This is a genomic window from Streptomyces sp. NPDC052910 (assembly GCF_055585605.1).
In genome coordinates this window covers 28,211-49,375 of the sequence record NZ_JBVJJR010000014.1, presented here as the reverse complement: position 1 = coordinate 49,375, position 21,165 = coordinate 28,211, and the positions used below count along the sequence as shown (strand labels likewise).

Sequence of the window (21,165 nt, the reverse complement as noted above, 5' to 3'; positions counted from 1 at the left end):
GCGCCGCGCGGTCAGCGCAGCCCCGCGGGCTCCCGCTCGGCGGCCGCGCGCTCGTCGAGGAAGGCCGCGAGCTTCGCGGTGAAGCCCTCCGGGTCCTCCCCGGGAGCGCCGTGCCCGGCGTCGATCTCCGCGTAGCGGCTGTCCGCGATGCCGGCCAGCAGGGCCTGCTGCTGGTCGGCCCCGATGATCCGGTCGTGTGCGCTGGCCAGCACCAGGGTGGGCGCGGTGATCCGGCCCAGCAGCGCGCTCAGGTCGACCGTCAGGTCGGCCTCGGTCTGCCGGTCGGTGCCGGGGGCGATCGCCCCGGAGAGCGCCTGGACCAGGGCCTCGTAGGCGGCGGTGTCCGTGTGTTCCCAGTACCGCGGGCCGAAGGCCATCAGCGGGAGCATCCGGACGAACAGGTCCGTGCCGTGCCGGGCGTCGGCGCGGAGCAGGGCGAGCCAGTAGCGGAACTCCGCCGCCATCCGGGTGTCCGTCCGCACCCAGCCGGCGTGCAGCGCCAGCGAACGGACGCGGTCGGGGTGGGTGCCCGCGAGGTGCGCGGCCACCACGGCGCCCAGCGAGTGGCCCGCCAGGTGGAAGGTGGCGAGCCCGGCGTCGTCGGCGGCGGCGAGGACCTCGTCGGCGAGGTCGGCGACGGTGAGGGGGCCGCCGTGGTCGGTGGTGGCGCCTGATCCGGAGAGGTCGGGGGCCACCACGGTGAAGCGGTCGGCGACGGCCGCGGTCAGCGGCTGCCACTGCTCTTTCCCGGCCCCCGTGCCGTGGACGAGGACCAGGCCGGGGCCGGAGCCGGTGCGGTCGTAGGCGACGGTGGCCTCGCCGTGGGAGAGGGTGGCGGTGGTGGTGGGCATGGGTGTCCGTTTCTCGTGTGAAAGGTGGAACAGGGGGTGCGGTGGCGTCCGCTACGCGGGAACGCCGTCCCGCATCCCGGCGAGCAGACCCCGCAGCGCCTCGTTGAAGGCGGCGGGCCGCTCCTGGTGCGGCATGTGGCCGGAGCCGGCGACGGCACGGAGTGCGGCGCCGGGGGTCAGCTCCGCGCACTCCCGGGAGACGGCGAGGGGGATGTGGCTGAGCTCGCCGTGGATGTAGTGGACCGGCACCCGCAGGTCCGGCAGCGCCGGGCGCGGGTCGTAGACCAGGGCCTCGGCGAACTGGCCGTCCACGAACACCCCCGAGTCCAGGATCTGCCGGATCGTCCAGTCGGCCAGCGCCGGCGAGGCGTCCGGTCCGAACCAGCCGGGCACCCAGTCCGCCAGCGTGCCCGCCCGGTCCTCCCGCAGTCGGCCGACGAGGTCGGAGGAGGACGCGTCGAGCGACGGCCAGTAGGCGGGCCCGTCCACCGAGACCGCCCCCGCGACGGCCTCGGGGTGGCGCAGGGCCAGTTCGACGGCGAAGACGGCGCCGATGGACGAGCCGACGACCACCGGCCGCTCCAGGCCCAGGGCGTGGATCAGCTCCACGGTGTCACCGACCACACCGGCGATGTCGTTGCCCGCGGCGGGCCGGGCGGAGCGCCCGCAGCCGCGCCAGTCGACGGTCACGACGCGGTGGTCCGGGACGAACGCGGGGAGCTGGGCGCCCCACACCCGGCCGCTGGTCCCCCAGCCGTGCAGGAACAGCAGGGCCGGCCCGGTGCCCTCGTCCTCGTGGTAGAGCGTGGTGCCGTTGACGTTCGCGTAGGGCATGGCGTGACCCCTTTCCTGACGACTGGTGAAGGTTTCCCGGCGGTCGGGCGGGTGCTGCCGCCGGTCCGTCGGTGATCACCACTTCACCGCACCGGCCGCACGCGACCAAGGGGCGAAGCGCGTCTACACTCATCACGAATCGTGATCAGTGCCGGTCGGAAGGGGCGGGCGTGGAGCTCCGGCAGTTGGAGTACTTCCTGGCGGTGGCGGAGGAGCTGCATTTCGGGCGGGCCGCCGAGCGGTTGCGCATCGTGCAGTCGGCGGTGAGCCAGCAGGTGCGCCGGCTGGAACGCGAGCTGGGGATGCCCCTCTTCGACCGGACGACCCGGGCCGTCGGCCTGACGGAGGCCGGACGCCGGCTGCTGCCGCACGCCCGCGAGGTGCTGGCCGCGCGGGAACGGGCCCGGGCCGCCGTCGACGACCTGCGCGCCGAACGCGCGGTCACCCTGCGGCTCGGCACCAGCTCGGGACTGGGCGCCCGGCTGGAGACCATCCTCGACGGCTTCGCCCGGCTCGCCCCCTCGGCCCACCTGGAACTGGTCACCGCGGCCACCGACGAGCGGCTCCGCCGCGTCCGCTCGGGCGAGCTGGACGCGACCCTGCTGCGCGGCGACCGCACGGTCCCCGGCGTGGAGCTGCTGCCGTTGTGGGAGGACGAGGTGATGGTCGCGCTGCCCGCCCGGCACGACCTGGCCGTGCGCGACACGATCGCCATGGCGGAGCTGGCCGGACTCCCGCTGCGCCTGTCCGGACCCGAACGCAACCCCGCGCTCCACGAGCTCGTGGTGCGCTCGTGCGAGGAGGCCGGTTTCACCCCCGAGTTCGGTCCGGAGTTCACCTCGGCGCAGGACACCCTGGCGTCCATCGGTTACGGGAAGCCGTCGTGGACGGTCTTCTACGCGTCGCACGCCGACCAACTGCCGGTGCCGGGCGTGGTCTTCCGGCGGCTGCGGGATCCGGCACCGGTCATGCGGGCGTACCTGGCGGTCCGTCCCGACCCGCCGAGGGCGGAGCTGCGGGCGCTGATCGAGGCGTGCCACCTCGCCGCCGGGTGAGCGCGTACGCCCGGCCGGGCACCGAAGCGCCGGGCCTCGAAGTGCCGGGCGGCCAGGGCCGGTCGGGCCGCGTGGCCGGCCCTGGCCGTAATCCCGTTGGACCGCCGACGGCCGCTCCCTAGGATGCCGCGCATGATCACATCCCGGTCCGTCCCGGACCTCGTGTCCCGCCACCGCCCTGCCGACGAGCAGGAACGCGTCGCTGTCGAGCGCGTCCGCGCTCTGCTGGCTTCCGACGGTGATCCCTGGGCCCGTTCGCTTCCCCTCCACCTCACCGCGACGGCGGTGATCGTCCACCGGGAGAGCCGTCGGGTGCTGCTGCGCCGGCACCCGTTGCACGAGTCGTGGCTGCTGGTGGGCGGGCACGGGGATCCCGGAGAGCACGATCCGCTGGCCGTGGTGCTGCGTGAGGGGCGGGAGGAGACCGCGCTGACGGATCTGACGCCGTGGCCGGACGGGGAGGTGCTGCACGTCGGCGTCCTGCCGGTGCCCGCGTCCCACCGCGAGCCGGCGCACGAACACGCCGATCTGCGCTTCGTCCTGGCGACCGGGACGCCGGAGGCCGTCCGTCCGGAGCGTCCGGGGGCGGACCTGCACTGGGCCGGGGTGGCGGAGGCGCTCGCAATGGTGACCGAGGAGAACGTGCGCGAGACGCTGTCGCGGGTGCGGCCGCTGCTGGACGGCTGACGCCCGCGAGAGGTACCCCGGCGGTGCGGGTGCCCGAACGCCCCGACGGGCCCGCGGCCGCCGGTTGTACGGGACCGCCGCGGGGGACGGCCGTGGCGGTTCCGGCCGTCCCCCGCGGCGGTCCCTGACCGCCGTTTTCAGCGGCCGGCGGCCACCGGGCGGCGGCGGTGCGTCCGTTTCCCGTCGTCTGCCGGCCGCGTGCTGTCTGACGGCCGCGTGCCGTCGGACGGCGCGGTCGCGACCGAGGACCCGGTGCCGCCGGAGGGCGCGCCGGAGCCGGCCACTCGCCGGGCCGGCCTGCGCCGCGTCGCGGCGACGGCCACGCCGAGCAGCACGATCAGCCCGCCGACCCCGGCCATCGGCGCGGGGACGTTGCCGAACAGGGCCGCGTCCAGGGCCAGGGCCGCGACGGGCACGGCGTAGAGCACCAGCGAGCTGGTGGCGGCCGTGGCACCGCGGAGGACCCGGGACCAGGTGCAGAAGGCGAGGACGGTGCAGCCGAGGCCCAGCCAACCGACGGCCGCCCCCTGCCGCCAGCCGACGTCGGCCGACTGCCGTACGGCGTCCGGGACCGCGAACAGCAGCGGCAGCAGGCCGAAGAGGCTGCCGTAGAAGATGCAGTCCAGGCCCGAGTAGCGGCGCAGCAGCGGCTTCTGGAGGACGAACGAGGTGGCCTGCGCGGCGGCGGCGAGGACGATCATCGCCATGCCGGCGTGCGAACCCCCGCCGGCCCCGCCGGCCGTGGCGACGACGAGGGCTCCGCCCAGCGCCACGAGCAGGCCGGTGACACCGCGGGCGCCGGGCCGCTCCTTGAGGACCAGCATGCCGAGGAGGGTGGCGAAGACGGGCGAGGTGGCGACCAGCATGGCGGCGGTGCCGCCCTCGACGTGCCGTTCGCCGGCGTAGAGCAGCAGTTGGTACGCGGTCATCCCGGTGAGACCGAAGCCCGCCATCCGCAGGGCGTCCGCCCGGCGCAGCCGGCTGATCCGCCCGGTGAGCGCGCACGGGGCGAGGATCGCCACGGCGCAGACGAGCCGCAGGACGGCGATGGCCACCGGGGAGTAGCCGTCGAGGGCGACGCGGATCGCCGGGAAGGCGGACCCCCAGAGGATCGCCGTCGCGGCCATGAACGTCCAGGGAGACGCCGTGCGGCGCTCGGCCGTCATGGGAGGTCACCGCCCATCGGTAGACGAGTGCAGAAGCTGTGGAAAGGGCCGGTGGGGAGCGGCGGTTGCCTGGCTCCCGGACCGCTTTCGACGCTAACGGGAATCCATCCATAAGTCGAATAACGAATTCCATTAACGAACCCAAGGCTTCCTTTGACTTCCTCCGACATCGGCCTGCTCCCGAGCCGCCGAGCCCGGCGCACACGAAGAGGCCGAGGCGGCGCCGGACGCCCTCCCCTCCTAGGGGCGCCGACCCCGCCTCGGCCCGCTCAACTCCCATGATTCCAGAGCGCATTCATTCCGTCACGACCTGTAACCGGCCGGCCGGGGTGTGTCTTCCGGGTACGCGCCCCGGCGTGCGCCGTCGTGCCCCATCTGTTGAGCTGGATGGGTGGGCGGGAACCGCCCGGGAGGAGGAGTCCGCATGACCACTGCCACCCGGTTTGCCACCCGGACCGACACCCGGACCGACCTGGGGACCCTGCGCGAGCTGCTGGCCGCGCCGGGGCCGTTCGCCTCGGTCTACTTCGACCTCGAGGCGCGCCCCCAGCGGGCGGAGGAGGCCGGGGCCCGCTGGCGCGAACTGGCCGCCCGGCTCGCCCGGGAGGGCGCCGACGCCGCCACCGTGGACGCGCTCACGGCGCGCGTCATGGACTCGCTGCCCGGCACCGGCGTCCTCGCCCTCTTCGCCTCGCACGGCGAGCTGCGCCACGCCGCCGAACTGCCCGGCGGCCACCACGGCGACGTCGCCGAATTCGCCGACGTACCGCACCTGTTGCCGCTGCTGGAGTGGCGGCAGGAACACCCCGCGCACGTCGTGGCCGTCGTCGACCGCACCGGCGCCGACCTCCTCGTCCACCCCGAGGGCGGCACCGACGTCCGGCGGCGTACGGTCCAGGGGACCGACGACGAGATCCTGCGCACCTCGGGCCTGCCGAACATGCGCTTCCAGCACCGCGCCGAGGACTCCTGGGAACGGAACGCGAAGGTCGTCGCGGAGGCCGTGGACGAGGCACTCGCCGAGGTGTCGGCGTCCCTGCTGCTGGTCGCGGGCGACGTCCGGGCCCGGCAGTACCTGACCAAGCACCTGCCCGCGCGGGTCCGCCGGGACGTGACCGTCGGGCACATCAGCGGCAGCCGGTCGGCGGACGGCTCGGCGGCCGTGCGCACGGCCCGCACCGAGACCGAGGTCGCCCGGGCCGGCCACACCCGCACCGCGGAACTGCTCCGCACGCTGGAGCATGAGCTCGCGCCCGGCGGGCACGCGGTCGAAGGGGTCCGCGCCACGCTCGACGCACTCGCCGTCGGCCGGGTGGGGACCCTGACGGTCACCGACGACCCACGGGACCAGCGGACCGCCTGGTTCGGCGACTCGCCCGCCGAGCTCGCCGAACGCCGGGAGGACCTGCCGCCGGACGGCGGCGGGGAGCCCCACGAGGGGCGCCTGGCCGACGTGGCGGTCCGGGCGGCCCTGCTGACCGGTGCCGACGTGCGGGTGCTGGAGCCGGGCGAGGCCCGGACCCCGGCCCAGGGCACGGGAGGCATCTGCCGTTACCCGTGACGGCCGTCACCGTCGTGACCGTCTCGACAGCCGATCCAGATGAGACAGGACAAGGAGCACACCGCATGAAGGTGGCATTTCTCGTGGCCCCGGAAGGCATCGAGCAGGTCGAGCTGACCGACCCGTGGCAGGCGGTGCGCAACGCCGGCGGCACCCCGCGTCTCGTCTCGACCGAGTCGGGCAGCGTGCAGGCGTTCCACCACCTCGACAAGGCCGACACCTTCCCCGTCGACGACGTGGTGGACGAGGTATCCGTCCAGGAGTACGACGGGCTGGTGCTCCCCGGCGGAGTGGCCAACCCGGACGCGCTGCGCATGCACGAAGGCGCCGTCTCTTTCGTGAAGTCCTTCTTCGAAGCGGGCAAGCCGGTCGCGGCGATCTGCCACGCCCCGTGGACGCTGGTGGAGGCCGACGTGCTGCGGGGCCGGACCCTGACCTCGTGGCCGAGCCTGCGCACCGACGTCCGCAACGCGGGCGGCACCTGGGTGGACGAGCAGGTGAAGGTGTGCACGGGCGGTCCCAACACCCTGATCACCAGCCGGAAGCCGGGTGATCTGCCGGCCTTCTGCTCGGCGTTCGTGAAGGAGTTCCGCCAGACCGCCAACGCCTGACCGCGCGCGGCCGGCGGCCTCCCCGCCCGTCATGACGGGGCGCGGGCGGCCGCCGGCCGAGTTGCGGCGGAGGGCGGTTCCCCTACCGTGGCCGTGTGATCGGCACACCGGACCCGCGCCCCGGCGCGGGCGGACCGCTCCGCCGGCTCCTGCGCGCTCCGGGCGGACCGGAGGCGCTGCGGCGCGCCACGTGGCTGACCGTGGCCGGCTGCGCGGGGTTCTACACGCTCGCGTACGCCTTCGGCCGGCGCGACATGGCGCTCTTCGCCATGTTCGGCGCGCTGCCCCTGATCCTCTTCTCCTCGATCCCGGGGCCACCCCGGCGGCGTACCGGGACGGTGCTGCTGACACTGCCCGTCGGCTGGGCGCTGGTCACCGCCGGCACCCTGCTCGCCGTCCACGACTGGACGGCGGCGCTGGGGATGCTGGTCGTGGGCTTCGCCGTCTCCCTGCTCGCGAACGGCGGGCCGCGGACCGCCGGTCCGGCGCCCGCCTTCCAGCTCTACTACGTGCTTCCCTGCTTCCCCCCGTACGCGCCGGACACCCTGCTGGCCCGCCTGGCCGGCCTCACCGTCGGCATCCTGCTCACCGCGCTCGTGGACCGGTTGCTGTGGCGCGAGCCGCCGGCCGTCCCCTACCGGACGCTGCTCGCCGACGCCACCGAGGCCACGGCCGGCTACTGCGACGCGGTCGGGCGTCTCCTGGCGGCCGACCGCGCCGCCGCGGACGTCCGGGGCCCGCGGGAAGCGGCCGACCGGGCCCTGACGGCGACGCTGCTGTCCGAGGTGCCACCGGCCGAACGTCCCACCTCGGCCGTGCACCGGGACCGGGCCCTCGTCCACACCCGCGCCGCGGTGCGGCACGTGCGCGACCTCCTGGACGGCATCGTCGACGACCACGGCGGGCACGTGCCCGGCGCGCCCGGGCTGCTGCGGCACTGCGCGGAGTCCCTGCGGCGCACCGCCTCGTCCTTGCGCGCGGAGGCCTTGACGGCGCCCGGGGACGCCGCTTCGTCGCGCGGGGACGCCACGTCGTCGCGCGCGGACGTCCGGGGCCCGGAGGGCGGCGACGACCCGCACGCCGTGCTGGCCGCGTTCGACGAGGAGCGGGCCCGGGGACTCGCCCGGGCGACGCCCGGGCGGCTGCGTCAGGACGCCGTGGTCCGCCGAGTGGCGGAAGGGACCCTCGTGGCGTGCGAGGCGGGGCACCTGGCGGCCGGTGGGCGGCTGTCCGCCGACTGGGACTACCCGGGCAGCCCCTTCGCGTACGCCGGCGTCGGCACCGCGGCGTGGTGGTGGCACCGGTTGGTCGTGCGCCTGGCACCGACCTCCGTCCTGTTCCGGAACGCCGTCCGGCTCTCCGTGGCCCTGGCCGGCGCCCGGCTCCTGGTCGGTGTCCTGGAACTGCCGCACGGGTTCTGGGTGCTGCTGACGATCCTCAGCCTCATGCGCACCTCCGCGGCCGACACCCGCGCCGCGCTGGTGCCCGGTGTCGTCGGGACGGTCGTGGGTGGCGCCCTCGCCACCGGGATGCTGCTCGCCGTGGACGGCGCGACCGTCTTCTACGCGGCCTTCACCCCTTTCTTCCTGCTCGTGGGACTGACCGTGGGTCCGGTGCTCGGCCCCGCGTGGACCCAGGGCGTGGTGACCGTCGCCCTCGTGCTGATCTTCGGACAGGTGGCGCCGCCCCACTGGGACCTGCCCGCCGTACGGCTGCTCACCGTGCTGCTCGGCGGAGGGATCGGCGCGGTGGCGAGCGTGCTCGCCTGGCCTCGCGGGGCGGCCGGACAACTGCGGCACGACATCGCCCGCGCCCTGGCCCGGGCCGCCGCGGCGTGCCCGGCCGTGACCGACCGGCTGGTCCGCCCGCACGGCAACGGCGTGGAGGAGCTGGCCGCGGCGCGGCGGGCCCTGTTCCTCGCGCAGGGGACGTACCTCCAGTACCACATGGAAGCCGCCTCGCGGGACGGCCGGGACCCGCCCTGGGAGGCGTTCATGCTGCCCGTGTACGAGGCGGTCGGCGGCGGCTCCCTGATGCTCGCCCGGCGCCGGGACGGCGACCGCCCACCGCTGCCGGCCGCCGCCTGCGCGGAGCTGACCGCGCTGGCCGGGGCGGCGTCGGCCGGATGCCTGGCGGCGGCGGAGGCCCTCCGCTCGGGACGAGCCCCCGGACGGGACGCCGGCGGTGCCCGGCCCGCCGAGGCGTCCGGCGCTCTGCGCTGGGTGGCCGGTCACGCGTCGTCGGCCCCGGCGGCCGACGTCCTGCTGGTCGCCGACACGGAGGCGTGGCTGGCGGGGGTGGTGCGGGACGCGGGCGCGGCCCGGGGGTGAGGTGCCCCGGTCCCGCCCTTTCACCGTTTCCTGGGGCTGCGCCCCAGACCCCTTTTCGCGGCTCCGCCGCTCGTCCTCGAACGCCGGACGGGCTGAACAGGGCGCCCACTCCGGCCCGTTGGGGGTGCCCCCTCCGGGGGCGGGACGGGGGCACCTCACACCCGATCGACCCCTCGCCGCAGATACACCACCCACGTGACCACCAGACACACCACGTACCACGCCAGAAAGGCCAGATACGCCGGTTCGCCGGTGCCGCCGCTCTGGAACGCCTGCCGGAACGCGACGTTGATCAGAACGCCGCCGAGCGCCCCGACCGCGCCCGCGATGCCCATCGCGGCGTTGGCGTGCCGGTGCGCCAGCCGGTGGGCCGCCTCGGGCTCCGCGCCGGCGTCGACCCGTCGCCGGGCGGCGGCGCGGTGGAGGGCGGGGATCATCTTGTAGGTCGACCCGTTGCCGACGCCGCTGAGGACGAAGAGGAGCACGAACCCGGTCAGGAACAGCGGAAGGGAGCCCTCCCGCGAGGCCGCGAGCACGAGGGCGGTGCTGCCGGCCATGGCGGCGAACGTCCAGAAGGTGACGCGGGCTCCGCCCCACCGGTCGGCGAGGACGCCGCCCAGGGGCCGGACCAGCGAGCCCAACAGCGGCCCCAGGAAGGTGAGGGAGGCCGCCCGCACGGGGGTCGGGAAGTCGTCCGGGAACTGGACGAGGAGCACCTGCCCGAAGGCGAAGCCGAAGCCGATGAACGAGCCGAAGGTCCCGATGTAGAGCAGGGACACGGTCCAGGTGTGCCCTTGCCGGGCCACCTCGCGCAGGGGGCGGCCGGGCGGGCGGGGGCCGGCGAGGTCGTCCATGCGCAGGGCGGCGGCGAGCGCCGCGAGGACGATGAGCGGGATGTAGACGAGGACGATCAGCCGGGGGTGCCCGGCGCCCGCCGTGCCGAGCACCAGCAGGCCGAGCAACTGCACGGCGGGGACGCCGAGGTTGCCGCCGCCGGCGTTGACGCCGAGTGCGCGGCCCTTGAGGTGCTGGGGGTAGAACGCGTTGATGTTGGCCATCGACGAGGCGAAGTTCCCGCCCCCGATGCCCGCGACGGCGGCGACGGCCAGCAGGGTCGGGTAGGAGACGCCCGGTTCGAGGACGACGGCCGCGAGGGTGGTGGGGACGAGGAGGGCGGCGGCGCTGATCACCGTCCACGTCCGGCCGCCGAAGACGCCCACGGCGACGGTGTACGGCAGCCGCAGCGCGCCGCCGACGAGCGTGGGCACGGCCGTGAGCAGGAACTTGCCGGCCGGGTCGACGCCGTACTCGGGGCCGAGGAAGAGGACGAGGACCGACCACAGGCTCCACACCGAGAAGCCGACGTGCTCGCAGAGGACGGAGTGGACGAGGTTGCGCCGGGCCGTCCGGGCACCCCCGGCCGCCCAGAACGCCGGGTCCTCGGGCCGCCAGTCCTCGATGCGCCGACGGCGGGATGCCGGGGCGGCGGGTGGCTCGTGGGCCCGTTCGACGGCGGGTGTGGCGGGGTTCACGGGTGCTCCCGGGGCGGGGTGGACGGGCGGTCGGCGGGTGGGGCGGTGGCCGCGCCGGCGAGGCCGTGGCGGTCGACGGGGCTGTCCGTGTGGCGGGCGGGGCCTTCGGAGGCACTTGTGTGGCGGCCGCGGTCGCCGGAGGCACGGGCTCGGCGGTCGCGGTCGTCGGACCCGCCGGCCATGCCCTCTTCGGACGCGCCCATGAGGCGCACCGGCCACACGGGCAGCGCGGCGGGGACGCCGCCGGGCGCCTCGGATTCGTCGGGGCAGACGCCCGAGCGCAGGTCGAAGGCTCGGTGGTACATGGGCTCGACCACGACGGGCGTCCCGTCACGGCTCCCGAGAAGGCCTCGGGAGACCACGTACGCCCCGCTGAACGGGTCCCGGTTGCCGACGGCGTAGAGCCGTCCGGCGCGGTCCCGGAAGACCGCCACCTGGTGGCCGCCGACGAGGGCGGCGACCCCGCGGCCGGGGATCAGGTCGTCGTAGGCGCAGACGGGGGTCCAGCCGGCGCCGGTGTCGACCTCGACGGCGCGGCGGGCGGTCACCGGGCCACCGTCGCGATGACCTCCGCGGCCTTGGCGACCATGGCGGCCCTGGCGGTCTTGACGGCCTCGGCGGTCTCGACGGCCTTGGCGGTCTCGACGGCCTTGGCGGTCTCGACGGCCGGAACGGGGAGGAGGGGCGGCGCGGCCGGGCGGATCCGGCCGGGTTCGCCCTCGAAGCGCACGGCGGGGTCGGGAGTGCCGGGCGCGTTGACGAACGAGACGAAGCGGCGCAGCCGTTCGGGGTCGTCGAGGGTGGCGCGCCACTCGTCCTCGTAGGTGGCGACATGCCGTTCCATGAGGGCGTCGAGGTCGGCGCAGATGCCGAGGGAGTCGTCGACGACGACGGACCGCAGCCGGTCGAGGCCGCCCTCCATGCGCGCGATCCAGGGGGCGGTGCGCTCCAGCCGGTCCGCGGTACGGATGTAGAACATGAGGAAGCGGTCGAGGGTGCGGACGAGGGTGTCGCGGTCGGCGTCGGCGAGGAGCAGTTCGGCGTGGCGGGGGGTCGTTCCGCCGTTGCCGCCGACGTAGAGGTTCCAGCCGGCGGCGGTGGCGATGACGCCGAAGTCCTTGCCGCGCGCCTCGGCGCACTCGCGGGCGCAGCCGCTGACGGCGGCCTTCAGCTTGTGCGGGGAGCGCAGGCCGCGGTAGCGGAGTTCGAGTTCGACGGCGAGCGCGACGGAGTCCTGGACGCCGTACCGGCACCAGACCGATCCGACGCAGGACTTCACCGTGCGCAGGGCCTTGCCGTAGGCGTGGCCGGATTCGAAGCCGGCGTCGACGAGCCGCCGCCAGATGTGCGGGAGCTGGTCGACGGTGGCGCCGAGCAGGTCGATGCGCTGCCCGCCGGTGATCTTCGTGTAGAGGCCGAAGTCGCGGGCGATCTCGCCGAGGACGATGAGTTTCTCGGGAGTGATCTCGCCGGCGGGGACGCGGGGGACGACGGAGTAGGAGCCGTTGCGCTGGAGGTTGGCGAGGAAGTGGTCGTTGGTGTCCTGGAGGGCGGCCTGTTCGCCGTCGAGGATGTGGACGGAGTTGCCGAGGCGGGGGTTGAGGGTGGCGAGGATGGAGGCGACGACGGGTTTGCAGGTGTCGCAGCCGTCGCTGCCGTGGGCGTCGCCGCCGTGTTCGTCGCTGCCGTGTTCGTCGATGAGGCGGGAGAAGGTGGTGATGCCGGTGACGCTGATGATGTCGAAGAGTTCGGCGCGGGTGTGAGTGAAGTGTTCGCAGAGGCCCTTGGGGGCGGGTGTGGTGCCCGCTGGAGTCGTCTCGCCCTCGACGAGCTTGCCCACCATGGAGAGGCAGGAGCCGCAGCCGGTACCGGCGTTGGTGCGCCGCTGGACGGCCTTGACGTCACCGCAGCCGTGGTCGGTGACGGCGGCTCGGATGCAGCCCTTGGTGACGTTGTGGCAGGAGCAGACGATCGTGGTGTCCGGGAGGCTCTCCGGGCCCGGCGCCGCGCCGGCGGAGGAAGCGGAGGCCGGCAGGAGGAGCCGTTCCGGCGGGGTGGTCAGCGGGGTACCCGCCTCGGCGAGCGGCCGGAGCACGTCGTAGGCGTCCGTGTCCCCGACGAGGACGCCGCCGAGCAGCCGGCCGTCGGGGGTGACGACGAGCTTCTTGTAGACGCCGTCGCGGCTGTTGGCGTAGCTGACCTCCAGGGCGTCGTCGCCGGTGGCGTGGGCGTCGCCGAAGCTGGCCACGGCGACGCCCAGCAGCTTGAGCCGGGCGGCGGGTTCGGCCCCGGTGAAGGTGCCGTCGCCGCCCGTGATCCGGTCGGCGGCGGCCTCCGCCATCGCGTACCCGGGGGCGACCAGGCCGTGCACCCGGCCGTCGGGGGTGAGGGCGCACTCGCCGACGGCCCACACACGGGGGTCGGCGGTGCGGCAGCCGTCGTCCACGACGATGCCGCCGCGCTCGCCGACGGGCAGGCCGCAGGCGCGGGCGAGGCCGTCGCGGGGCCGGACCCCGGCGGAGAAGACGACGAGACCGCAGGGGACGACGGTGCCGTCGGAGAGCGTCACGCGGGCGACGGTGCCGTCCGGGCCGGCCTCCACGGCACCGGCGCCGACCCCGGTGTGCACGACGACCCCGAGCTCCTCGACCTTGCGGCGCAGGGCGGCACCACCGCCGTCGTCGACCTGCGCGGCCATCAGCCGCGAGGTGAACTCGACGACGTGCGTCTCCAGCCCCAGGGCACGCAGCGCCCCGGCCGCCTCCAGCCCGAGCAGCCCGCCGCCGACCACGAGCCCGGCCCGCACCCCGTCGGCACTGGCGCGGACGCGGAGTGCCTCCAGGTCGTCGATGGTGCGGTACACGAAACAGCCGGGAGTGTCGTGCCCGGTGACAGGCGGGACGAAGGGGCGCGAGCCGGTGGCCAGGACGAGGGTGTCGTACGCGTGCACCGCTCCGGAGCGTGTGGTGACCTTCCGGGCGGCGCGGTCCACGGCCGTGACCGGGTCTCCCAGGTGGAGTTCGAGGTGGGGGCGGTCCGCGAACTCGGGTTTCCAGAGGGAGAGTTCCGCCTCGGTGACGCCGGAGAGGAACGAGGTGAGCCGGACGCGGTCGTAGGCGGGGCGCGGCTCCTCCGCCAGGACGGTGACGTGCGGCGCGTCCGCGCCGAGCCCGTCCGTCCGGCGGGCGAGCGCTTCGAGGAAGCGCTGGCCGACCATGCCGTGACCGATCAGGACGAGGTGGGGCGGAGTGGTGCCGGGGGTGGCGCCGGCAGTGGTGCCGGGAGTGGTCATGCGGTCGTCCGCCTTTCGGGAGCGTCAGCGGGTGGGAGGGGGGCGGAGGAGGACGCGCCACCGGTGCGCGCGGTGGTGGACTCGCTGTCGGCGACGGTTCCGGCGGGACCGCCGGATCCGGCGTCGGACGGTGTGCCCTCGGTCTCCTCGGTGTCCCCTGGGCCCCGGCGTCGTCGGCGGGGAGGACGGTGGCGGTTCGGTCGGTGGTGGTTCGGTCCGTGATGGTTCGGCCCGTGGTGTGGGGGCGAGCGGTGGGGCGGGGGAGGTTCGGGCGGCGTGGCGGGTTCGTCTCAGCCGGCGGGTTGCAGGTGGGCTGCGGGCGGGTTGCAGGTGGGGGCGGGCGGATCGCAGGCGGTTCATCCGGGGGCGCGCGGTCGGTTCACCCGGCTCGGGAAGGGTGGTGGTCGGACCGGGCCGGGGGGTTCACGAGGCCGGGCCAGGGAAGTCCGTCGAGGCGGCGCGGCCCCCGGCGCGGCTTGCCGTCCCGGCCCGTGGTGGCTCGTCCGGCGGTCCACATCGAGGAGGGGACGCCGGACGGTCCCGGCAGCGCGGTCGCGGGTGGCCGCCGCGTGCGGGGCGTCCAGAGCGTCCGGAGCAAGGGTCTGCGGGTCGCCCTTCCGACCATCCCGGCCGGCCCCCGGCAATCGTACGGGCGACTTTCGACGACGCTTCCTGGACATGTCCGGTGGGATCATGGGCAGTTCTCCCCCACGAGCAGGCCCAGCGCATCCCCCACCACCGGTTCGCCACGCACCACGGCGTCCCCTACCTCGCCCACGGCGGTGAGGTCGCCGACGAGGATCGCGCCGACGGGGACGCCGTCGCGCAACATCAGTTTCCGGTAGGTGCCGCGGGTCGCGTCGGCCAGGGTGATGACGTCGACGTCGTCACCCGAGGCGGTGGAGTCGCCGAACGCGGCCAGGTCCAGGGGCCCGGCCCCGAGCCGGAGCAGGACGGGAGGGGGTGGGCAGGGACGGTCCCCCGACGCCCCGGAAAGGCGCGCGGCGAGCGCGGCGGCCAGTGCGTCGGCCTGTTCCCAGGCGGCCTCCGCCCGCCCGTGTACGACGTTCCGGTGCTCGGCGCAGTCGCCGATCGCGTACACCTCCGGAGCGGAGGTGGCGAGGGTGTCGTCCACGGCGACGCCGGTGGCCACGGCGAGGCCGGCGGCCCGCGCGAGTTCCGTCCGGGGGCGGGCTCCGCAGGCGAGGACGGCGGTCCGGGCGTCGATCCGCGTCCCGTCGGACAGCCGGAACCCCGTGATCCGGACGTCGTCGCCGAGCACGGCGCCATCGCACTGGTCCTGGTACACGGTGACGCCGAGCGCGGCGAGCGTGCGGCGCACGGTCCCGGCGGCGCCCGCGTCGAGGTGCCGGTCCATCAGGTGCGGCCCGTCGTGCACCAGACGAACGGCGACGCCCGCCCCGGCGAGGGCCTGCGCCACGCCGACGCCGAGCACTCCCCCGCCGACGACGACGGCCGTGCCGCCGGCCCGGACGTCCGCGGCGATCCCGGCCCGGTCACCGAGGGTGCGCAGCGGGTGGACGCCGCCCTTGAGCGTCCCGGACACGGTACGCAGCCCGGGCAGATCCGGCACGACGGGCGCGGCCCCGGTGGCCAGGACGAGCGTGTCCCAGGCGACCGTCTCCCCGTCTGCCGTGTGCAGGGTCCGCGCGTCCGGATCGAACCCGACGACCTCGCTGCCGGTGCGGACAACGGCTCCGCCGGTGGGCAGGGCGATGGCATCGGACGAGTACCGGCCGCCCAGCAGGCCGGTGAGCAGGGTGCGGTTGTACGGCACGTGCGGCTCGGCCCCGAAGAGGGTGACCCGTACGGTCCCGTCCGGCACGAGCGCGAGCAACTGCCGCGCGAACCGGGCGGCGGCCATGCCGGCACCGACGACGGCGACGTGGCGGGGGGCGCGGGGGCGCGGCACGGCTCGGGTGGTGGGCCGGGGCCGGTCCTGTTCCGGGTGCCCGGCCGACGGGCGGGTCCGCGGAGCCCGGCCGAGCGTGCCCTGGTCCGGCACCGCCCCGGAACCGCCGCACGGGCGGGCCGGGACGGCGTTCGAGGCGGCGCGGACGGCTCGTACCCCCGCGTCAGTGGCAACGTCCGGGTCCCCCACGGTCGCTGCCCCGCCTCCCGGCGATCCGGTGGCCGTGCACGTCACGGCCTCGCCCGTCACCCACGTGTCGTCCTGGGACGGCTTTCCGGCCCTGCCCGTCCGCGCGGCGCCCGCCGCGTCGGCTCGCCGCGCCCGTTCGGCGGCGGGCGCGGACTCGCCGGAGCGCGGGGCGCGCCCGCTCCTCCCCGGCGCGAGCGCGGGGGCGCCTGCCGGGAGGGAGGAGGCACCCGCCGGGCTCGCCCCGGCACCCCGGCCGGGCTCGCCGGCCGGCTCCCGACCCGGATCCCGGCCGCCCACCGCTCCCCTCACCACCACTCCCCTCACCGCTCCTCCCCCGCCGCCGCCTCCACCCGTACCGCGCACACCTTGAACTCCGGCATGCGGGAGACCGGGTCGAGGGCCGGATTGGTGAGGGTGTTGGCGCGGCCGGCGCCGGGCCAGTGGAAGGGCATGAAGACGGTGTCGGGGCGGATCCGGTCGGTGACCACGGCGGGGGCGGTGACGCGGCCTCGCCGGCTGGTGACGGTGAGCCGGTCGCCGTCCGCGATCCCGAGCCGGGCCGCGAGCCGCGGGTGGAGTTCGACGAAGGGGCCGGGCGCCGCCCGGACGAGTTCCGGAGTGCGGCGCGTCTGGGCGCCGCTCTGGTAGTGCGCGAGCACGCGTCCGGTCGTCAGCCGCAGGGGGTAGTCGGCGTCCGGCTCCTCGGCGGCGGGCCGGTGGGAGACGTCCGCGAACCGGGCGCGGCCGTCCGGGGTGGCGAAGCGGTCGAGGAACAGCCGCGGGGTCCCGGGGTGACGGAGCCGCCCGGCGCCGCCGCGCGGGCAGGGCCAGAAGACGCCGTCCTCCGACCGGATCCGCGCGTAGCTGATGCCGGAGTAGTCGGCCTGGCCGCCGGCGGACGCCTCGCGCAGTTCCTCGAACGCCTCCTCGGCATCGGTCGGGAACCCCTTCCCGACGCCGAGTCGTTCGGCGAGCCCGTGCAGGACGTCGAGATCCGTCCGGACGCCGGGCGGCGGGGCGAGTGCCGGGCTGCGGAGGATCACCCTCCCTTCCAGGTTGGTCATGGTGCCCGCTTCCTCGGCCCACTGGGCGGTGGGCAGGACGACGTCGGCGAGTTCGGCGGTCTCGGACCGGACGACGTCGCAGACGACGAGGCAGTCCAGAGCGCGCAGGCGCTCGGTGACGTGGGAGGCGTGCGGGGCGGAGACGACCGGGTTGGACCCCATGAGCAGCAGGGCGCGTACGCCGCCGTCGGTACCGAGGGTGTCGAGGAGTTCGTACGCGGACCGGCCGGGGCCGGGGAGGGTGTCGGGGTCGACGCCCCACACCCCGGCGACGTGCGCGCGGGCCGCCGGGTCGGTGATCGACCGGTAGCCGGGCAACTGGTCGGCCTTCTGGCCGTGTTCGCGCCCGCCCTGGCCGTTGCCCTGCCCGGTCAGGCAGCCGTAGCCGCTGAACGGCCGGCCCGCCTTGCCGGTCGCCAGGCACAGGTTGATCCACGCGCCGACGGTGTCCACGCCCTTGCTGTGCTGTTCGCCGCCGCGCGCGGTGAGGACCATGCCGCTGGGCGCGTCGCAGAACAGCTCCACGGTCCGGCGCATCGCGGCCACCGGGACGCCGGTGAGGCGTTCCACCCGTTCCGGCCAGTGCGCCATGGCCGCCGCACGGACCTCTTCCCAGCCGGTGGTGCGGGCGGCCACGAACTCCTCGTCCACCCGCCCCTCCGCGACGACCAGGTGGAGCAGGCCGAGAGCGAGCGCCAGGTCCGTGCCCGGGGCCGGGCGCAGATGCAGATCGGCGGTCTCGGCGGTCCGGGTGCGGCGCGGATCGACGACCACCAGCCGCCCGCCCGCCGCCTGTTGGGCACGGAAGTAGCGCATGGCGGGCGGCATGGTGTCGGCGGGATTGCCCCCGACCAGGATGAGGCAGCCGGTGCGTCCGATGTCCGCGAGCGGGAAGGGCAGCCCCCGGTCGAGGCCGAACGCCGCCCGCTGGGCGGCCGCGGCGGACGACATGCAGAACCGGCCGTTGTAGTCGATGTTGGCCGTGCGCAGCACGACCCGGGCGAACTTGCCCAGCAGGTACGCCTTCTCGTTGGTGAGACCGCCGCCCCCGAACACGCCGGCCGCGTCGCGGCCGTACCGCGCGGCGGCGTCCGCGAGCCCGTCGGCGGCCCGCCCCAGCGCCTCGTCCCAGCCCGCCTCGCGCAGCCGGCCGGTGCGGCGGTCACGGACCAGCGGAGCGGTCAGCCGGGCACCGGGCGCGAGCACGGCCGCGGCCGAACGCCCTTTGCCGCACAGCGCACCGCGGTTGACGGGGAAGTCGGGCCGTTCCTCCACCGCTACGACGGGACCGGGACCGTCGCCCGGCACCGGCTCCGGCTCCGGCGCGAAGTCGGACCCGGAGCCGGACCCGGAACCGGACCGGGAGTCGGAGTCGGTGTCCGGACCCGCGGAAACGATACGGCGCAGCCGCATACCGCACTGCAGGGAACAGTACGGGCAGTGGGTGTCGGTCGGCGGTGCTGCTGGGGTCATGCCGGTAAGCGTCATCCGCCCTCATTACGGCCGTGATACAGCGACGTTGCCATGCGCGCACGTCCCCCACACCCCGGGCGGTACCCGATGTGCGGCACCCGACACATGACCGTACGAAACCACGCGCGGTCCTAACGCCCCTGTGACGACGGCGCAACGGCCGCTTAATCCCCGTCGACGAATCTCGCCCCATGGGAACAGCCGTACCGGGAGCCCCCGGTGAGCCGATCGGCCCGTTGACAGGTCTCACCGTGGGCGTCACGGCGGACCGCCGCCGGGACGAACTCGCCGCTCTCCTCCTCCGCCGCGGCGCCTCCGTGACCGTCGCCCCCGCCCTGCGCATGGTGCCCTTGGCAGACGACGCGCTGCTCCGCGCCGCGACGGAGGCGTGCCTGGCCCGCCCGATCGACTACGTCGTGGCCACCACCGGCGTCGGCTGGCGCGGCTGGATGAGCGCCGCCGAGGGCTGGGGCCTCGCCGAGGCGCTGCTCGGCGCCTGCCGGGAGGCGGCCGTCCTCAGCCGCGGCTCGAAGACGACGGGGGCGCTGCGTGCCAGCGGGCTGCGCGAGGACCACGCCCCCGAGTCCGAGACCACTGAGGCGGTCCTCGCCTGGCTGCTCGCCCGCGACCTGCGCGGACGGCATGTCGTCGTCCAGGAACACGGCGCTCCGCTCGCCGGTTTCACCGACGCGCTGCGCGCCCGCGGAGCCTCCGTGACCGCGCTTCCCGTCTACCGCTGGGGCCCGCCCGAGGACCCCGACGCGGTACGCCGGCTCGCGACCCGGACCGTCCGCCGGGAGATCCACGCCCTCCCCTTCACCAGCGCCCCCGCGATCGAGGCGTTCCTGGACGCGGCAGGCCCGGCCCGGCAGCATCTGCTGGCCGCCCTGCGCCACGACGTCCTGCCGGTCTGCATAGGCCCCCTCTGCGCCCGCCCCCTCCTCGCGGAAGGAATCCCCTGCACCTGGCCCGAGCGCGGCAGACTCGGCTCCCTGGTCAGAACCCTCACCACCGAACTCACCCGCCGCCACCGCCACACCCTCTCCACCCCGGCAGGCCCCCTCACCATCCAGGGCACCACCGTCCACACCCCCGAAACGATCCTCCACCTCCCACCCCTGCCGGCCACCCTCCTCTCCACCCTGGCCGAACGCCCGGGCACAGTCCTCAGCCGCACGGAACTGGCACACCGCCTCTGGCCGACGGAAAACAGCCGCCACCGGCCGGACGACCACGCGCTGGAGGCGGTGGTGGGACGGCTGAGGGGAGCGCTGGGCCCATACGGACACTTGGTGGGGACAGTGACGAAGCGGGGGTACCGGTTGGTGGCTTCGGTGGGGGCGGAGGCCTGGGCGGGGGAACTTCGGGCGGGCGGGGGTGGCGTGTAGGGAGCTCGCTGTTACCAGTCGGCTGGGCGCACCGCCGCTGGCGCGTGGAGCACACCGGGACGCGGGTCACCGTATGGGGCGCATCGGGACCACCCCCGCGTGCGCGGGGAGCACATGTCGTACTCGACGGTCTCGCCCGTCGTGATGGGACCACCCCCGCGTGCGCGAGGAGCACTCGTCGTCGATCCAGCGCTCCACCGTCTTGACGGGACCACCCCCGCGTGCGCGGGGAGCACGGCCGGCATCACGACGATTGCCGTGGTGACTGGGGACCACCCCCGCGTACGCGGGGAGCACCTGGCCGGGCAGGTGGCGCGGGTGCTGTACCGGGGACCACCCCCGCGTACACGGGGAGCACTGCCGGGAGGGACCCTCCACTTCGCGGGCGTCGGGACCACCCCCGCGTACGCGGGGAGCACATGATCTTGATCTGGTCGGAGACGTCCTCGGAGGGACCACCCCCGCGTACGCGGGGAGCACGCCGACTCGAAGAACTGCCTGGTGCTGTCCAAGGGACCACCCCCGCGTACGCGGGGAGCACAGGGCGCGACCTGGGGCTTTATCGCGGCCCACCCTGGTTTTTACTCACTTCCAAGCAACGCGACATACAGAACAAACCCCCCACCCCACCCATCCCTTCACCACACCCCCGGCCCTCACACAGCCGCCACCCCCCGGTCCACCGCCGTGACAAGCATCGCCCCGATAGGAATCAGTTGCTGGTTCAAGGCGTCAAGCGCCTGCCGCTCCGTTTCCGGGATGTGCCACTCCTCCCACCACCCCGCCTCCTCCACCGAGCAGGACTCGAACGCTTCCGCCTCCCATGCGCGGAGGAGGTCGGCGGCGTAAGGGACGGCCGGGCGGGCCTGGTGGGCGTAGGCCTCCAGCAGGGCGATCATGTGGCTGTTCGGGAGGTAGGAGCGCCAGGCGGCGACGAGGGAGTCGGCGATGCCGACGACGTCCTCCAGCCACAGCACGTGTTCGGTCACCCAGCCCTGCGGGTCGGGGCAGGGGGGCATACCGGGCAGCAGGCGTCGCTGGAGCCCCTCGCGGCGGTGGAAGAACTCCTGGCCCAGGGCCACCTCCTCACCGGTGGGCAGCCAGGCGTTCCGGCTCAGGGCGGTCACGGCGGCATCGAAGGGATGGGTCGTCATTCCGCCAACCCTATGTGGTGCGACGGTTCGTCCGGGAGGGGAGGT

At 75.1% G+C, this 21,165-nt stretch carries 14 protein-coding genes, 1 pseudogene and 1 CRISPR repeat array; of the genes and pseudogenes, 6 read left to right on the top strand and 9 right to left on the bottom strand.

Annotated elements, in window-relative coordinates; all coding sequences use genetic code 11:
* Window positions 1–11 precede the first annotated feature (11 nt).
* Both ACZ6X9_RS31700 and ACZ6X9_RS31695 read right to left on the bottom strand, forming a co-directional pair.
* Entirely contained in the window at window positions 12–851 is an 840-nt protein-coding gene (locus ACZ6X9_RS31700) for an alpha/beta fold hydrolase (protein ID WP_469781477.1), read from the bottom strand.
* 51 nt (window positions 852–902) lie between these two features.
* Entirely contained in the window at window positions 903–1,685 is a 783-nt protein-coding gene (locus tag ACZ6X9_RS31695) for an alpha/beta fold hydrolase (protein ID WP_469781476.1), read from the bottom strand.
* 170 nt (window positions 1,686–1,855) lie between these two features.
* On the opposite strand from ACZ6X9_RS31695, the gene ACZ6X9_RS31690 reads away from it, so the two are divergent.
* Both ACZ6X9_RS31690 and ACZ6X9_RS31685 read left to right on the top strand, forming a co-directional pair.
* Window positions 1,856–2,740: a LysR family transcriptional regulator gene (locus ACZ6X9_RS31690; protein WP_469781475.1), complete on the top strand. Its 885-nt coding sequence runs from the start codon at window positions 1,856–1,858 to the stop codon at window positions 2,738–2,740.
* A gap of 132 nt (window positions 2,741–2,872) precedes the next feature.
* The gene (locus ACZ6X9_RS31685; protein WP_469781474.1) at window positions 2,873–3,427 is read left to right on the top strand and encodes an NUDIX hydrolase; all 555 of its coding nucleotides are present in this window, start codon (window positions 2,873–2,875) and stop codon (window positions 3,425–3,427) included.
* Between the two features lie 137 nt (window positions 3,428–3,564).
* Here the strand turns inward: ACZ6X9_RS31685 and ACZ6X9_RS31680 are convergent, their stop codons facing one another.
* Complete coding sequence (locus tag ACZ6X9_RS31680; RefSeq protein ID WP_469781473.1) at window positions 3,565–4,593, bottom strand: DMT family transporter; 1,029 nt, start codon at window positions 4,591–4,593, stop codon at window positions 3,565–3,567.
* Between the two features lie 424 nt (window positions 4,594–5,017).
* Between ACZ6X9_RS31680 and ACZ6X9_RS31675 the strand changes: the two genes are divergently transcribed.
* The 3 genes from ACZ6X9_RS31675 (at window position 5,018) to ACZ6X9_RS31665 (ending at window position 9,095) form a co-directional block, all read left to right on the top strand.
* Window positions 5,018–6,154 (top strand): baeRF2 domain-containing protein, encoded by a 1,137-nt coding sequence (locus tag ACZ6X9_RS31675; RefSeq protein ID WP_469781472.1) that lies wholly within the window; start codon window positions 5,018–5,020, stop codon window positions 6,152–6,154.
* Window positions 6,155–6,219: 65 nt separating this feature from the next.
* Complete coding sequence (locus tag ACZ6X9_RS31670; RefSeq protein ID WP_469781471.1) at window positions 6,220–6,765, top strand: type 1 glutamine amidotransferase domain-containing protein; 546 nt, start codon at window positions 6,220–6,222, stop codon at window positions 6,763–6,765.
* Window positions 6,766–6,860: 95 nt separating this feature from the next.
* The gene (locus tag ACZ6X9_RS31665; protein ID WP_469781470.1) at window positions 6,861–9,095 is read left to right on the top strand and encodes an FUSC family protein; all 2,235 of its coding nucleotides are present in this window, start codon (window positions 6,861–6,863) and stop codon (window positions 9,093–9,095) included.
* A gap of 155 nt (window positions 9,096–9,250) precedes the next feature.
* Here ACZ6X9_RS31665 and ACZ6X9_RS31660 read toward each other — a convergent pair whose 3' ends face one another.
* The 5 genes and pseudogenes from ACZ6X9_RS31660 to ACZ6X9_RS31640 all read right to left on the bottom strand — a co-directional run bounded on the left by ACZ6X9_RS31660 (window position 9,251) and on the right by ACZ6X9_RS31640 (window position 18,578).
* Entirely contained in the window at window positions 9,251–10,627 is a 1,377-nt protein-coding gene (locus tag ACZ6X9_RS31660) for a nitrate/nitrite transporter (RefSeq protein ID WP_469781469.1), read from the bottom strand.
* Between the two features lie 206 nt (window positions 10,628–10,833).
* Window positions 10,834–11,175, bottom strand: a pseudogene (locus ACZ6X9_RS31655) (nitrite reductase (NAD(P)H) small subunit); the annotation flags it as partial.
* Complete coding sequence (gene nirB, locus ACZ6X9_RS31650; RefSeq protein ID WP_469781468.1) at window positions 11,172–13,919, bottom strand: nitrite reductase large subunit NirB; 2,748 nt, start codon at window positions 13,917–13,919, stop codon at window positions 11,172–11,174. The gene nirB and the pseudogene ACZ6X9_RS31655, both read right to left, overlap by 4 nt.
* A 691-nt stretch (window positions 13,920–14,610) precedes the next feature.
* Window positions 14,611–15,852, bottom strand: coding sequence for an NAD(P)/FAD-dependent oxidoreductase (locus tag ACZ6X9_RS31645; RefSeq protein ID WP_469781467.1), 1,242 nt, complete (start codon window positions 15,850–15,852; stop codon window positions 14,611–14,613).
* A gap of 509 nt (window positions 15,853–16,361) precedes the next feature.
* Window positions 16,362–18,578 (bottom strand): molybdopterin oxidoreductase family protein, encoded by a 2,217-nt coding sequence (locus tag ACZ6X9_RS31640; protein WP_469781466.1) that lies wholly within the window; start codon window positions 18,576–18,578, stop codon window positions 16,362–16,364.
* A 191-nt stretch (window positions 18,579–18,769) separates the two neighbouring features.
* On the opposite strand from ACZ6X9_RS31640, the gene ACZ6X9_RS31635 reads away from it, so the two are divergent.
* A complete protein-coding gene (locus tag ACZ6X9_RS31635; protein ID WP_469781465.1) occupies window positions 18,770–19,966 on the top strand; it encodes a uroporphyrinogen-III synthase in 1,197 nt (398 codons plus the stop codon).
* An 85-nt stretch (window positions 19,967–20,051) separates the two neighbouring features.
* Window positions 20,052–20,507: direct repeats of the CRISPR family, unit length 29 nt; unit sequence GGGACCACCCCCGCGTACGCGGGGAGCAC.
* Between the two features lie 115 nt (window positions 20,508–20,622).
* Here ACZ6X9_RS31635 and ACZ6X9_RS31630 read toward each other — a convergent pair.
* Window positions 20,623–21,120 (bottom strand): hypothetical protein, encoded by a 498-nt coding sequence (locus ACZ6X9_RS31630; RefSeq protein WP_469781464.1) that lies wholly within the window; start codon window positions 21,118–21,120, stop codon window positions 20,623–20,625.
* Window positions 21,121–21,165: the final 45 nt, after the last annotated feature.

Coding starts and splice junctions, on each gene's coding strand:
- ACZ6X9_RS31700 (WP_469781477.1), bottom strand. CDS start 851: ATGCCCACCACCACCGCCACCCTCTCCCACGGCGAGGCCACCGTCGCC.
- ACZ6X9_RS31695 (WP_469781476.1), bottom strand. CDS start 1,685: ATGCCCTACGCGAACGTCAACGGCACCACGCTCTACCACGAGGACGAG.
- ACZ6X9_RS31685 (WP_469781474.1), top strand. CDS start 2,873: ATGATCACATCCCGGTCCGTCCCGGACCTCGTGTCCCGCCACCGCCCT.
- ACZ6X9_RS31680 (WP_469781473.1), bottom strand. CDS start 4,593: ATGACGGCCGAGCGCCGCACGGCGTCTCCCTGGACGTTCATGGCCGCG.
- ACZ6X9_RS31675 (WP_469781472.1), top strand. CDS start 5,018: ATGACCACTGCCACCCGGTTTGCCACCCGGACCGACACCCGGACCGAC.
- ACZ6X9_RS31670 (WP_469781471.1), top strand. CDS start 6,220: ATGAAGGTGGCATTTCTCGTGGCCCCGGAAGGCATCGAGCAGGTCGAG.
- nirB (WP_469781468.1), bottom strand. CDS start 13,919: ATGACCACTCCCGGCACCACTGCCGGCGCCACCCCCGGCACCACTCCG.
- ACZ6X9_RS31640 (WP_469781466.1), bottom strand. CDS start 18,578: ATGACCCCAGCAGCACCGCCGACCGACACCCACTGCCCGTACTGTTCC.
- ACZ6X9_RS31635 (WP_469781465.1), top strand. CDS start 18,770: ATGGGAACAGCCGTACCGGGAGCCCCCGGTGAGCCGATCGGCCCGTTG.
- ACZ6X9_RS31630 (WP_469781464.1), bottom strand. CDS start 21,120: ATGACGACCCATCCCTTCGATGCCGCCGTGACCGCCCTGAGCCGGAAC.